The sequence below is a fragment of the Subtercola endophyticus genome, from assembly GCF_021044565.1.
Taxonomy (GTDB): domain Bacteria; phylum Actinomycetota; class Actinomycetes; order Actinomycetales; family Microbacteriaceae; genus Subtercola; species Subtercola endophyticus.
Genome location: NZ_CP087997.1, coordinates 2856504 through 2869307, shown reverse-complemented (window position 1 = coordinate 2869307; position 12804 = coordinate 2856504). Strand labels below are relative to the sequence as shown.

The 12804-nt window shown below is 64.8% G+C and carries 13 protein-coding genes; 3 read left to right on the top strand and 10 right to left on the bottom strand.

Going from position 1 to position 12804, the window contains the following annotated elements; genetic code table 11:
* Positions 1 to 138: 138 nt before the first annotated feature.
* Complete coding sequence (gene rplK, locus LQ955_RS13200) at positions 139 to 570, top strand: 50S ribosomal protein L11 (protein ID WP_231024975.1); 432 nt, start codon at positions 139 to 141, stop codon at positions 568 to 570.
* 9 nt (positions 571 to 579) lie between these two features.
* Complete coding sequence (gene rplA / locus LQ955_RS13195; protein ID WP_231024974.1) at positions 580 to 1272, top strand: 50S ribosomal protein L1; 693 nt, start codon at positions 580 to 582, stop codon at positions 1270 to 1272.
* Positions 1273 to 1441: 169 nt separating this feature from the next.
* Here rplA and LQ955_RS13190 read toward each other — a convergent pair whose 3' ends face one another.
* Positions 1442 to 1903 (bottom strand): hypothetical protein, encoded by a 462-nt coding sequence (locus LQ955_RS13190; RefSeq protein ID WP_231024973.1) that lies wholly within the window; start codon positions 1901 to 1903, stop codon positions 1442 to 1444.
* 63 nt (positions 1904 to 1966) lie between these two features.
* Between LQ955_RS13190 and LQ955_RS13185 the strand changes: the two genes are divergently transcribed.
* Positions 1967 to 2497 (top strand): GNAT family N-acetyltransferase, encoded by a 531-nt coding sequence (locus LQ955_RS13185; protein WP_231024972.1) that lies wholly within the window; start codon positions 1967 to 1969, stop codon positions 2495 to 2497.
* A 101-nt stretch (positions 2498 to 2598) separates the two neighbouring features.
* Here LQ955_RS13185 and LQ955_RS13180 read toward each other — a convergent pair whose 3' ends face one another.
* The 9 genes from LQ955_RS13180 to LQ955_RS13140 form a co-directional block, all read right to left on the bottom strand.
* The gene (locus tag LQ955_RS13180) at positions 2599 to 3633 is read right to left on the bottom strand and encodes an NADP-dependent oxidoreductase (protein ID WP_313788352.1); all 1035 of its coding nucleotides are present in this window, start codon (positions 3631 to 3633) and stop codon (positions 2599 to 2601) included.
* A 228-nt stretch (positions 3634 to 3861) separates the two neighbouring features.
* Positions 3862 to 4911: a YncE family protein gene (locus tag LQ955_RS13175; RefSeq protein WP_231024971.1), complete on the bottom strand. Its 1050-nt coding sequence runs from the start codon at positions 4909 to 4911 to the stop codon at positions 3862 to 3864.
* A gap of 135 nt (positions 4912 to 5046) precedes the next feature.
* Complete coding sequence (locus tag LQ955_RS13170) at positions 5047 to 5760, bottom strand: GntR family transcriptional regulator (protein WP_231024970.1); 714 nt, start codon at positions 5758 to 5760, stop codon at positions 5047 to 5049.
* Between the two features lie 92 nt (positions 5761 to 5852).
* Positions 5853 to 6959, bottom strand: a complete 1107-nt coding sequence (locus tag LQ955_RS13165) for an LLM class flavin-dependent oxidoreductase (RefSeq protein ID WP_231024969.1) — start codon at positions 6957 to 6959, stop codon at positions 5853 to 5855.
* A 49-nt stretch (positions 6960 to 7008) separates the two neighbouring features.
* Positions 7009 to 8343, bottom strand: coding sequence for an NtaA/DmoA family FMN-dependent monooxygenase (locus LQ955_RS13160; protein ID WP_231024968.1), 1335 nt, complete (start codon positions 8341 to 8343; stop codon positions 7009 to 7011).
* Positions 8340 to 9662: an LLM class flavin-dependent oxidoreductase gene (locus LQ955_RS13155; protein WP_231024967.1), complete on the bottom strand. Its 1323-nt coding sequence runs from the start codon at positions 9660 to 9662 to the stop codon at positions 8340 to 8342. The genes LQ955_RS13160 and LQ955_RS13155 overlap by 4 nt, the downstream gene beginning before the upstream one ends.
* A complete protein-coding gene (locus LQ955_RS13150) occupies positions 9659 to 10639 on the bottom strand; it encodes an LLM class flavin-dependent oxidoreductase (protein ID WP_231024966.1) in 981 nt (326 codons plus the stop codon). The genes LQ955_RS13155 and LQ955_RS13150 overlap by 4 nt, the downstream gene beginning before the upstream one ends.
* Complete coding sequence (locus LQ955_RS13145) at positions 10636 to 11463, bottom strand: alpha/beta fold hydrolase (protein WP_231024965.1); 828 nt, start codon at positions 11461 to 11463, stop codon at positions 10636 to 10638. The genes LQ955_RS13150 and LQ955_RS13145 overlap by 4 nt, the downstream gene beginning before the upstream one ends.
* Positions 11460 to 12770 (bottom strand): NtaA/DmoA family FMN-dependent monooxygenase, encoded by a 1311-nt coding sequence (locus tag LQ955_RS13140; protein ID WP_231024964.1) that lies wholly within the window; start codon positions 12768 to 12770, stop codon positions 11460 to 11462. Before LQ955_RS13140 ends, LQ955_RS13145 begins: the two co-directional genes overlap by 4 nt.
* Positions 12771 to 12804: the final 34 nt, after the last annotated feature.

The window sequence follows — 12804 nt, the reverse complement described above, 5'->3', positions numbered from 1 at the left end:
CACTGTGGTGGCGGTCGACTGAACCTATCGGCTAAGATGTATAGGTTGCCCTCGGGTGACATCACACCACCGCTGCGGGGAGAAGCCCTGTCGCGGGAGCGCGGCCCATTGAGGCGGCACGAAAGAGAAGAGAAAATAATGGCACCGAAGAAGAAGGTCACGGGTCTGATCAAGCTTCAGATCAAGGCCGGCGCCGCCAACCCCGCACCGCCCATCGGGCCTGCGCTGGGTCAGCACGGCGTGAACATCATGGAGTTCTGCAAGGCGTACAACGCTGCGACAGAAGACCAGCGTGGCAACGTCATTCCGGTTGAGATCACTGTGTACGAAGACCGTTCGTTCACGTTCATCCTGAAGACCCCGCCCGCAGCAGAGCTCATCAAGAAGGCAGCCGGCGTTGCCAAGGGCTCCGGCACTCCGCACACCGTCAAGGTTGCGAAGCTCACCAAAGAGCAGGTTCGCGAGATCGCTCAGGCGAAGCTCGTCGACCTCAACGCGAACGACCTCGAGGCCGCCTCGAAGATCATCGCTGGCACCGCCCGTTCCATGGGCATCACGGTCGAGGCGTAGGAGGCTCTCATGGCACAGAAATCAAAGGCATACCGCGCCGCCGCTTCGAAGATCGAAGAGGGCAAGCTCTACACCGCCGCAGAGGCCGTCGTTCTCGCTAAAGAGACCGGCTCTGCCAACTTCGACAGCACCGTTGAGGTCGCCCTCAAGCTCGGCGTCGACCCCCGCAAGGCAGACCAGATGGTTCGCGGCACCGTCATTCTTCCGCACGGCACCGGCAAGACCGCGCGCGTCATCGTGTTCGCAACGGGCCCCGCGGCCGAGGCAGCCATCGCTGCCGGCGCCGACGAGGTCGGTGGCGACGAGCTGATCGAGAAGGTGGCCGGCGGCTACACCTCGTTCGACTCCGCCGTCTCGACCCCCGAGCTCATGGGCAAGGTCGGTCGTCTCGGAAAGGTGCTCGGCCCGCGTGGCCTCATGCCCAACCCGAAGACCGGCACCGTCACCCCCGACGTGGCGAAGGCTGTCACCGAGATCAAGGGTGGCAAGATCGAGTTCCGCGTCGACAAGCACAGCAACGTGCACTTCGTTGCCGGCAAGGCGAGCTTCTCGCCCGACCAGCTGCGTGAGAACGTCGCCGCTGCGCTCGACGAGATCGTGCGCCAGAAGCCGTCTTCGTCGAAGGGTCGCTACATCACCAAGGGCACCGTTTCGACCACGTTCGGCCCGGGCATCCCGGTCGACGTGAACGCCTTGGCGTAGTCGCTGGTTCAATAGGGGGGGTCCGCTTCGGCGGCCCCCCCTTTTTTGCGCCCCCGCGACGCCCCCGCGACGACGGTCGGCGTCGAGAGCGACCCATTCGGACGAGCGCGACAGCCGCGGCGGCTCATCTCGTCCGAAACCGTCGCTGTCGCGCGTTCCGCTGAGACGGCTAGACCCAGCGCAGCAGTTGCTCGGCACCGGTGGGGTTCGGCGTCATGTCGAGCGCGCTCGGGATGCCCGCAAGAACCGTCGCGGGAATCTCGCCACGGAAGCTGATCTCGGCGTCGCCGTCTCCGTTCGGAGTAGTGCGCCCGACATCGAACTTCAGGGTGACTCCGGTTTCGGCGAAAGCGACGGTCGCTGCCCCGCCCGGCGTCGCGGCAGCGAAGGGCAGGTCGATCACCGTCGCCTTGCCGATGGTCGCAATCACTCGCGACGCTGTGATGACGAAGGCCCCGGCGTGCAGCTGTACCCCGGCGCCCTGTCGACGGCCCGGCACACGGTACGAGCCGCGTGCCGAGACTCGAATGCCCTCCTGTCTCGCCAGAACGACGGCGTCGCCGAGTTCACGGAGCACGGATTCCGGCAGCTTGCCGCTGCCGAACAACCGGTTCATCAGGGTGGGAGCCATGGGCAGCATCGTAGCCGAGTATCGCTCAGTGGCGCGCGCACCTGAGTGAACTACTATTTCGAGGTGACTGTACTCTATCGCCAGGCCGAGCCGGCCGACTCAGCCCGCCTCGCCCTCATCGCCGCTGCCACCTTCGCGTTCGCATGCCCCGACGATGCCCCGGTCGCCGACATCACGAGTTTCATCACGACCCAGCTCAGCGAAGAGCGCTTCGCGGGTTACCTCGCCGACGAGAACCGCATGCTCTTCCTGGCCGAGAACGACGGTGTGCCGGTCGGCTACACCATGGTCATCCTGGGCGAGCCGGCCGACCCCGATGTGGCTGCGGCGATCACGGTGAGGCCGACCGCCGAGCTCAGCAAGATGTACGTTTTCGCCGGCCACCACGGCAGCGGCGTTGCCGCAGAGCTTATGGCGCGCTCGGTCGAGGCGGCGCGGGCGGCGGGCGCATCCGGAGTCTGGCTCGGCGTCAACGACGAGAACGCCCGTGCGAACCGGTTCTACGAGAAGAATGGATTCGCCGTGGTCGGCGCCAAGACGTTCCAGCTCGGTTCACGCCTCGAGTCTGACTTCGTGCGCGAGCGCCTGCTCTAACCCTTCGGGATGGCGAGAGGACTCCCTAGCGACGAGAGATGGCGCCCGTACGGCGTCTCTCGGCTCAACCGGCGTCTTTCGCCGAGGTGGGGTGCGCGGGGTCAGACCTGGTCGGCGAGGTTGAGCACGAGCTTTCCGCGGGTGTGACCGGATTCGAGGGCGGTGTGGGCGTCGGCCGCATTCGCCAGTTCGAAGACCTCGTCGATGTGCACGATGACGTCGCCCGAGTTGATGAGCCGGGTGATGATGGTGAGCGTCGCGGCGTCGGGCGAGACCTTGTAGGTTGTGGCACGCAATCCGACGGCGTGCGCGTCATCGATCACGGTCGGCCAGCTGCCGGTCGGCCCGTTGACCAGCAGTCCGCCAGGCCTGATGACCTGCAGCGAGCGGGTGCCGGTGTCGTCGTGCGTGTTGCCGATGAGGTCGATGACCACATCGACGTTCGACACCTCGTCTTCGAATCGTTTTGCGGTGTAGTCGATGACCTCGGATGCCCCCAACTCGCGCAGCCAACTCGCATTGCGGGGCGACGCGGTGGCGATGACGTAGGCACCGAAGTACGACGCGAACTGCACCGCGAAGTGCCCGACACCGCCGGATGCCGCGTGGATCAGAATGCGCTGCCCTTCGTGCGCCTTGGCGACGTCGACGACCATGCCCCAGGCGGTGAGCGCGGCGAGCGGCACTCCCGCGGCTTCGATGAGTGAAAGGCGCCCGGGCTTCTTGCATAGCTGCATGCTCGGTGCCGAGACGAATTCGGCGTACGATCCTTGCCCGCGAGGGGTGCTGAGCATTCCATACACCTCATCACCCGGCTTTAGAAAGTGCCCCTCGTACGGAGACTCGACCACGACTCCACTGAAATCTTGACCGAGGATGAACGGATACCCGGGAATCGCCGCCGCTACCCCTCGCCCGGCCCGGGTTTTCGCGTCGAGGGGGTTGATGCCGGCCCCCGCCACCTTCACCAGCACCTCGGCGTTGATGCGAACAGGCAGCGGAACCTCTGACACGTGCAGAACCTCGGGAGCCCCCGTGTGGTCGATGACGGCCGCGCGCATGGTGTGCGGCCGGTCTTCGGCGAACACTGCCTTCGGACTCGACAAGTGGCTCACTCCGCTAGATTGCTGCGACATCGGTAGCCTTCCGTGTGGTGCGATCAACTCCGCTGGTGATCGCGAGGTATCGACTGTGCGTTGTGCCCCGTTGCGGGGGCCCCGTCTTCTAGTAAAGCCCCCGATTGATACAAAGATGTTACGAGGGTGTCACCTTGTTGCTAACAAAACTCGCACAAATGCTCAGTTGCGCTGCACGATGAACCGTCTGACGGGTGTACACCGCAGACTCAGGCCCGAACGTCGATTTCAGGCGCACCACGATACGTCGCAGCCGCGCGGCGGAGCGAGCACCAGCGTGGGTGAGATCACCGAAACGGTGAGGCTGTTCAGGCTGACGACGAAGGCGGAGTGCAGCGATTCGTCGACGGCCACGTGTTGCGGGTTCGACGCTATCGGGCCGATGTACTCGCCGACCGACGTCGCAGCACCCCCGCTTTCGCTCACGATCGCAGCCTTACCCGAGCTCGACGAGGCAACATAGGCCAGCCCGGCGCTCGAATCGATGGCGACTCCCCACGGCGATCCGTCGATCGCGACGTGCGAAACCACCTCGAAGCTGACAACCCCGCTGGCCGGGTTTCTCGTCGAGGCGACGACCGCGACCGATGACGCCCGGGAGTCGGAGACGTAGGCGCGATGGCGCACGGGGTCGGCCGCGATGCCGATCGGATCTGTTCCGATCGGCAGAGAGCACAGCACCGACCGGCTCACGGCATCGACGATCGAAACCGTATCGTCGCTCCCGTTGGCAACGTAGATAGTGCCGGCGACGTCGTCGACGGCGACCGCATCCGGTTCACCGCCGACGGCGATCGACGCGAGTACGGCGTTCGTTCGCTCGTCGATGAACGTCGCTGCTCCGGCTGCCCCGAGCCCCTGACCCACGACCACAATGCTGTGACGTGGATTATCGACCGCAATCGCTGCAATGTTGTTGCCCGTCACCGGGATGGTCGCGATGAGGCTGAGAGTGGATTCGGTGAAGACCAGCACCCAGCGACCCTCATAGTCGTCTTCTCGGCTGACGAACACCTCGTGCAGTGCCGGGTCGACCGCGAGGTGGTAGAGACCCCCGCCCACACCTTCGCCGAAACGGGTCGAGGCTCCGGTCAGTTCGTCGACGGCCAGAACGGAGGTGCCTTCGGCTATGAAAAGCGTGTGGGAGAGCGGATCGCTCGCGATACCGCTCGGGGAGCCGCCGCTCGGCGGAAGCTCGATGCTGGTCAGCGTGTGCGACGCGGCGGTGGGCTCATCGGCGTTGGCGGCGCCGACGGGGTGAAGTAGCAGAGAACTCACCAGGGCTGCGGCTGCGAGAGCACCCCAGAATGCTGTACACACCGGCCGAATGCCCAGAAGCCTTCTTCGCATCATCACGACGCGAGACTACGCTGTTTGGTGATGAAACCTCAAGTGCTGCGCGGCACAGAGAGTTCAGAGTCGAACCGGCGCCAACGGAAAAGTCACGCTGTCGGCGCGGTAATACGAGAACGTGTACTCCTGCGCCAGCCCGCGCCCGTCGACCAGAACCTGCTCGAGCACGAGCATCGGTGACCCGGTGGCGATACCGAGCAGCTTCGCCGTCGCGCTGTCGCAGGCCGTCGCATCGACGACGGTGCGGATCTCGGTGAGGGGCGAACCGTAGACGAATTCGAACGCCTCGGCGAGCGACGGAAAGTGCAGCCAGCTCGCGGGCTGCTCGTAGATGCGGCGAAAATAGGCGATGCGCACACCGAATGCTTCGGTGCCGTTCATGAAGCAATGCTCGACGAGTCCGACGTATTCGTCGTCGATGTTCAGATGCTCGGCGATGGTCGGCGTATTGACGACCGTGCGATAGTCGGTGCGCTCAATCGAGAGCCGTGATGACGCCTTCCACGGCATGATGTCATCGACCGGAATCTGCAGCACTGCGGTGTTGACCAGCGTGCCCGCGCGCCGTTGTCTACTCACTCGCCCTTCGGCGGCCAGAAGCTGAAGGGCCTCGCGCACTGCCGTGCGCGTGATTCCGAGCGACCTGATGAGCGAGTCTTCGAGGATTTTCTCGTTCTCGACGATCTCACCCGAACGAATCAGCACCTTGACCTGATCGTAGGCGCGCCTGGTCTGATTGCTTGTGCCAGTGGCGCTTGGCGAAGTGTTAGGCACGGCCATCTCACTCCTCAGGGTGCTTGTCATGGCGGGTCTCTCTTCTTGCCCAGACTAACAACCGCGCATTTCAGCCGTGTGACGACAACCTGTCAATTGCGGGAGCGCGGCGGTGTTGTCTGCATGAGCGGAACGACGTTTTCAGCGAATCGCGCGACATCGACGGTGTAGTCGGCGAAGGTCAGGGCAGCCAGGCTGATGCCGGCTTCACGATCGAGCGCGTCGAGGTATGCCGCAATCCGCGCGTACGAGCCGACGATGTGCGGGGCGTACCAGCACGTTCCCTGCAAGAACGCTGCGCGCTCCAGATGCTCGAACACGACCTCGGGCGCCTCGCTCTGCCGCGCGAGCCCCACCCCGGCCGCGGTTCCGGTGCGGTCGTTGCTCGCGGCCGCGAGAATGCCGGCTTGGGCACCGAGGTCGACACCTGCCATGTAGTGCCGAGCTTCGGCGACGGCCTCTTCGTCGGTCTCGGCCATGATGATTCCGAGCAGCACCGCGCTCTTGCACGTGCGGCCGTTCACCGCGAGGCGCTCGAGCAGTGCATCCCGAGCCGACTTCAGCTCGTCGAGCGGGCCGAGAATGAAATTCACGTCGGCGTAGGCGGCGGCCGTGTCGAGGCTGGCGGCGGACTGCCCGGGCATGACGACGGTGATGTGGTGTTCGGGTGTCGGGAGCACGACGCAGTCGTCGAGATCGAAGAACCGGCCGTGGTGGGTGAGTCGACCCGTCTGCCACAGATTCCGCAGAATCTCGACGTATTCGCCGCTGTAGGCGTAACGGTCTTTGTAGTACTCCTCCGAGGGCCACATGCCCATCTGCTCGTACTCGTACCGGTTCCAGCCCGCCACGATGTTCACCCCGAAGCGCCCGTTCGAGGCGTCGTCGAGTGTCGCGACCGAGCGGGCGATCATGGCGGGGTTCGACGAGAGAATGCCCACCGACGCCCAGAGCTTGAGCGTGCTGGTGGCCTCGACCAGAGCAGCCATGAGCACGGTCGACTCGACGGCGTAGTTCCAGAACTCGGTCTCGCCGCCGAATCCGCGGTACTTCACCATCGACAGGGCGAACTCGTAGCCGTATTTCTCGGCATCGACCGTGATCTGCCGGTTGAGTGCGTACGTCGGCATGTACTGCGGTGAGTTGACGCTGTAGATGTAGCCGTTGTTGGTGGTGGGGAGAAAGACTCCACATTTCATGACGGGCTCCTGGCCTCTGGGCGATGGGTGCGGCGTGAACCGGGCCGGTTCAGTTCTCGAGCAGGTTCTCGCGCAGTGTCGTTCCGGAGTAGCCGTCGCGAATGAGGCCGCGGCGGCGCAGAGCAGGCGCGAGGCCATCGGCGACCTCCGCCATGTTGCGCCGGGTGGTCGGCAGGTAGAACAGAAACCCGTCTCCGGCGACTTCGTCCATGATGTCGCCCATCTTCGCCGCCACGGTGTCGGGGCTGCCGACGAGCCCGAGATCGGTGATCTGGAACGAACTGGCGACGACCTGGCGAAGCGTCTTGTCGGCCGAATTCTGAAAGATCGCAGCGACGGAGCTGTTCTCGCCGTTCTGCCGACTGAAGTCGATGTCACGGATGAGCGTGTCGGGGTCGATCGCTCCGAAATCGATGCGACCGCCGCTGGTGTACGACATGTTCCACAGGTTGTACTCGATCGAGGCGTCGCTGGCCTTCGAGGCGAGAATGTGCTTCTTCTTCTGCTGCGCCTCGGCGTCTGTCTCGGCGATGACGGGTGTGACGAGAAAGAGGAACTTCACCGCGTCGGGGTCACGACCGTACGCGGCGACCCGGCGGCGCATGTCGAGGCGGTACTCTTTCATCTCTTCGACCGACTTGCACAACGACATCATGGTGTCGTCGTAGCGAGCCGCGAGGTCGCGGCCCGCGGGTGATCCGCCGGCCGAGGCGATGGGGGTGCGACCCTGCGGCCCGGGAATGGTGTTCAGCGGGCCCCGCGACGAGAAGTACTTTCCGACGAAGTCGATGGGCTGCACCTTGGTGTGGTCGGCGTACACTCCATTTTCGAGATCGGCGAGCACAGCATCCGGAGCCCAGGTGCCCTGCAGCTGCTGAACCACTTCGACCCACTCTTGTGCCATGCGGTAGCGCTCGTCGTGCTCGAAGTGTTCGGCGTACCCGTAGTTCTGGGCGACCCGATCGGTGACGCTGGTCACCACATTCAGCCCGACGCGGCCTTCGGTGAGGTGGTCGAGCGTTGTGAAGAGCCGCGCCGCGAGGTACGGCGGGTATTGGATGACCGAGGCCGTCGGAATGATTCCGATGTGTTTGGTGCGCTGCGTCATGAGCGGCACGAGCGGCATCGGGTCGTTCTTCGGGGCCATGAATCCGCGGCGCAACGACGTCTCTGCTGTGCCGTGATAGCTGTCTTCGACCATCGCAGTGTCTTCGATGAGAATGTAGTCGAAGCCCGCGCGCTCCATCGAGGTGGCGAGGTCGACGTAGATGTCGGGCTTCATCCAGTCGGTCACGTTCGAGCCGACCCACGGGCCATCGCCTCCCTTCTCATTCCACGGTTGAATACCGAAACCGTTGCCGAGAAACCAGCCGAGATGGATCATGAGATGCTCGCTGAAATCGTCTTGGCCGAGGCTGCACGCGTGTTCGCCGAGGCGAGGCGTTCGCCGAAGGTCCCGTCGCCGTAGCCGGTCTGCGAGAGCCCGCGTCGCTGCAGTTCGGGCACGAGTCCGTCGAGCACCTCATCGAGGTAACGCCTGCTGATGAGGCCGCCTCCGCCGTGGAAGAGCAGAAAGCCGTCACCGCCGACCTCGCCGATCGCTGCTTCCATCTGATCGGCCACCGACTGCACCGAGCCGACGAGCCGAAGCGAGGTCGACTCGCCGTTTCCTGCCATGGCCGCTCGCAGTGAGGAGCCTCGCGTTGCCTTCTTCAGAGACTCGAGAATGCTCTGCGCGCCGTTGGTTGTCGCGTCTTCGGGTATCGGTGCGTCGAGATCGTACTGGGCGAAGTCGATCTCAGAGATGTTCGAGAGCTGAACCAGTCGGCGCAGAAAGTTGTCGCCGTCTGGCGAGTACATGCGGGCTTCTTTGTCTTCGGCCTCGGCGTCGGTCTCGCCGAGAATAGGAGTGACCATGTAGAGCACTTTGCAGCCGTCTGGGTCGGTACCGTCGGCTTCGAGGCGAGAGCGAATTCCGTCGCGGTAGGCCTTCATCGCGTCGATGCCCACCGGCACCGAGACGATCAGATCGGCCCACTTGGCGGCGAAATCCATGCCAGATGAAGAGCCGCCCGCCTGGCAGAGCACGGGTCGGCGCTGTACCGGCGTCGGCGCTGCAGGCGACTGCGCACCGAAATATTTGCCGTCGAACGACACCGCGCCCGAGCCCGACGTGCCGCCGTTCCAGAACGACTCGACCAGGCGGAGGTACTCGTCGGCTCGAACGTACCGCTCGTCATGCTCCCAGAGCGACGAGAGCCCGACGTTCTGGGCGGCGAGATCTTCGAAAGAGGTCACGATGTTCCACCCCGCGCGCCCGCCGCTGAGCTGGTCGAGCGTCGATTGAAGCTGCGCGAGACGGTGCGGCGGGTACAGGCTCGTGCTCATCGTGGTGACGATGCCGAGCTTTTCGGTCGCCTGCGAAATGGCGGCCGCGAGGGGCAGCGGGTCGTGTTTGGGCGCTTTCACCGTCGCCTTGAACTCGGCCTCGGTGGTTCCCCCGAAATTCTCGGGAACAACACTCGAGTCTTCGAGCATGATCAGGTCGACGGATGCCCGCTCGAGCGCTCTCGCCATGTCGACGTAGAACTCCCCATCGGTCCACCCCGTGAGGTCGGATCCGGCCCAGGGGCGGTTCCACGCCGTGGGCATGTAGTTCACGAACCAGCCGAGGATCATGCGCTGTGCAGCCGCGTCGGTCATCGCAGTCCTTTCGAGAGCAGAGAAGAAGTGGGGTCGACGGTCGGGCTCGGTGCCGACCAGGCGAAGCGAGCGGCGTCGAGAGCGAAGCGGTCTCGCAGCAGGGGAACCGACGGGGTATGCGAGACGAGCCCGGGCAGCACCGAGTAGAGCACCTCGCCGAAGAGGGAGCCGTTTGCGGCGCTAGAGATGCCCGAGATGAGGTAACCGTCGGCCGAGCTCGCGACGGGTTCGGCCGCCCGCTCGCCCGAGAGTTCGAGCAGAACGATCGGCGCAGAGCCCCGTGCCTCGACGACATCGGCTTCGTCGTCGACCACGGCGACGTCGGCTTTCGTGGATGCCGCAGAGCCTGCCATGAAACGGGCGATGACCGTGGGCCTGCCCTGTGGCGGCCGAGGCATGTTCAGCGGCCCACGAACGTCGAAGAAGTCGCCGTGGTAGTCGGTGACATGCACCCGGGCCGGGTCGACGTACTGACCGGATTCGACGTCGGCGATGAGCGCACCCGGCTGCCATGAGTTCCAGAGCGCGAAGACCGCTTCGAGATAGTCGCGGGTCGCGCTGTCGAGTTCGCCAGCGTCTGTCACCAGCGAGGCATTCCAACGTGGAGTGTCATCCGTTGATACAAAGGTCGAGGGCCCTGCCACGACGAACCAGCCGGCTCGGCCGCTCGTCAGTGCGTCGAGGGTGCCGAGGGCGCGGGCGGTGTGGAAGGGAGGCTGTATCCACGGCGAGAGCATCGGCACGAGCCCGATCGCGGGGGCGCGTCGACTCGCGGCGCCCGCGACCAGAATCGGGTCGGGGGACGCCGGCGACACGCTTGGCAGCAGTACGGCATCCACCCCGGCCGCGTCGAGCGCGACAATCGTCTTGAGCTGGGTTGCGACGGGGTCTGGCTCGGCCTGCCACAGAATGAGGGGCCGGCGCGCCGACCGCTCGGACGACGGGTTCGAGAGTGCGCCTGCGTCGGGGGCGGTCATGCGAGCACCCCCGCTGAGACGCTCGCGAGAAACTCGATGTACGGCTTAGCCACCAGCGCGGGCTGCTGGTCGAGAACGTATGCCCCGGCCGCGAGCTCGACATAGTCGATGCCCGGTCTCGCCTGCAGGGTGGCCTCGACGTAGGGGTGCAGTACATCGGCCGTACCGCTGAACAGCACGGCGGGACAGCTCGTCTGGGCCAGAGTGCCAAGCACGTCGGTGGTGAAGACGGTCAGGTAGGCCTCGTGCCAGCGCACACCGGCCTTCAGTTTGTCGACCACTTCACGCTGTCGCAATTCGAGGCTCGGCGGGAAGGCGAGCGGGTCACCGTCAATCGTTGCGACCTGCTGCCAGGCGGTCAGGAGGTGCGACCCGTGCTCGTCGAGCAGCATGCCGTGCACCGAGTCGCTCCAGCGCTCACGCTCGTCTGGCAGCAGGCCGAGCGCCCCGATCATCGCCAGACTGGTCACTCGGTCGGGCGCCGTGGCGGCGACGGTGGCTGCGATTGCCGCCCCGGTGTGATGCCCGAGAACGTGAAACGAGTGGGCACGCTGTGCCGTGGCGACCTCGAGTACCGTATCGGCCCACTCGGCGAGCGAATAGGCGTCTGCCGGCACAAAGGATTCTCCGAAACCGGGCGTATCGATCGCCAGAAACCGGTACGCGTGACCGATCGCGGCTTGTTCGAGCTCGGCAGCGAAGAGCTCGAACATCGCCGACGAGGCTGCCGTCTGATGCAGCAGGAGCACGAGCTCGCTGCCGTCACCCCACTCGCGGGCATGCACCTGGCCGCCACTCGTGTCGATATAGCTGCGCCTCATCATGCGAAGGAGTGCAGGTTCTCGAGCAGCGTGTCGTGGGCATAGTCGGTGCGCATGAGTCCACGCCGCTGAAGCGCCGGTGCGACGCCATCGGTCATCTCGGCCACGAATTGACGACTGATCGGCTGACCGTAGATGAGAAAACCGTCACCGCCGACCTCTTGCATGAACTCGTCCATCTGGCTCGCGATGGCGTCGGGCGTTCCCACCATTTCTTCTGTCTGCACGCGCATGCCGCTGAAGCCTTCGCGAATCGTCTTGCCTCCCAGCTGTGAACGCCAGATGGCGAGCTGGCTCTGGTGCCCGTTGGTCGACACGTCGTCGGGAATGGGCTGGTCAGGGTCGAACGGCGAGAAATCGATCTCCATGGTGGCCGCGAAGTGCGTCATCTGCACCTCGAAGTTGTGCTGTTTGCGCGCGTACCAGGCCTCGTTCTTCTCCTCGGCCTCGCGTTTACTCTCGCCCACGATCGGGTACACCACCGAGAAGACCTTCACGTCGTCGGGGTTGCGGCCGAACGACGCGGCGCGGCGCCGGATGTCGTCGCGGTACTCTTTCGCTCCGGCAGCGCCGTGCGGAATGGTCAAGATCACGTCGGCGTGCGCGGCCGCGAAGTCGCGGCCGCGCGGTGATCCACCGGCCTGGCAGATGACCGGCCGCCCGTTGGGTCCGGGTGGCAGGTTCAACGGGCCGCGGGTGCTGTAGTACTCACCGGCGAAGTCGACGGGCTGCACTTTCGTGTAGTCGCTGTAGTAGCCGCTCTCAGCATCGGCCAGGATGGCGCCGTCTTGCCACGAACCCCACAGCGCCTTTGTGGCGGCCATGAACTCCTCAGCCATGTCGTACCGCAGGTCGTGTTCGGGCAGCTTCGCCATGCCGTAGTTCTGCGCCGCGCGGTCTTCGCTCGAGGTGACGACGTTCCAGCCCACTCGGCCGCCGCTGAGGTTGTTTATGGTGGCGAACTGCCGGGCCAGTTGATAGGGGTGGTAGAAGGTCGTCGAGGCTGTCGCAATGATGCCCATCTTCGACGTGACACGCGCCAGCATGGCCGCGGCGACCACCGGATCCATTTTCGGTGCGTAGCGAGCGTGCTTCAGCTCGATCTCGGCCGTGCCCTGGTAGATGTCGGGCACCATGAGCGAATCTTCGAGCATGATGAAATCGAATCCGGCCCGTTCGAGATTTCGAACCATGTCGATGTGAAACGAGCCGTCGAACCAGGTCAGCGGGTCGTTTCCGCGGTAGGCGGATTTCCATTCGGGGGCGGTCAGGTTACCGAACCAGCCGAGGCGAAACGGAGCTGCAGTCATGATGTTTCCTTACGTGTTTCTGAATCGTGCGGGT

Excerpts from the sequence above, each read along its gene's own strand:
- rplK (WP_231024975.1), top strand. The coding sequence starts at position 139 with ATGGCACCGAAGAAGAAGGTCACGGGTCTGATCAAGCTTCAGATCAAG.
- rplA (WP_231024974.1), top strand. The coding sequence starts at position 580 with ATGGCACAGAAATCAAAGGCATACCGCGCCGCCGCTTCGAAGATCGAA.
- LQ955_RS13190 (WP_231024973.1), bottom strand. The coding sequence starts at position 1,903 with ATGGCTCCCACCCTGATGAACCGGTTGTTCGGCAGCGGCAAGCTGCCG.
- LQ955_RS13180 (WP_313788352.1), bottom strand. The coding sequence starts at position 3,633 with ATGTCGCAGCAATCTAGCGGAGTGAGCCACTTGTCGAGTCCGAAGGCA.
- LQ955_RS13165 (WP_231024969.1), bottom strand. The coding sequence starts at position 6,959 with ATGAAATGTGGAGTCTTTCTCCCCACCACCAACAACGGCTACATCTAC.
- LQ955_RS13160 (WP_231024968.1), bottom strand. The coding sequence starts at position 8,343 with ATGATCCATCTCGGCTGGTTTCTCGGCAACGGTTTCGGTATTCAACCG.
- LQ955_RS13155 (WP_231024967.1), bottom strand. The coding sequence starts at position 9,662 with ATGACCGACGCGGCTGCACAGCGCATGATCCTCGGCTGGTTCGTGAAC.
- LQ955_RS13150 (WP_231024966.1), bottom strand. The coding sequence starts at position 10,639 with ATGACCGCCCCCGACGCAGGCGCACTCTCGAACCCGTCGTCCGAGCGG.
- LQ955_RS13145 (WP_231024965.1), bottom strand. The coding sequence starts at position 11,463 with ATGATGAGGCGCAGCTATATCGACACGAGTGGCGGCCAGGTGCATGCC.
- LQ955_RS13140 (WP_231024964.1), bottom strand. The coding sequence starts at position 12,770 with ATGACTGCAGCTCCGTTTCGCCTCGGCTGGTTCGGTAACCTGACCGCC.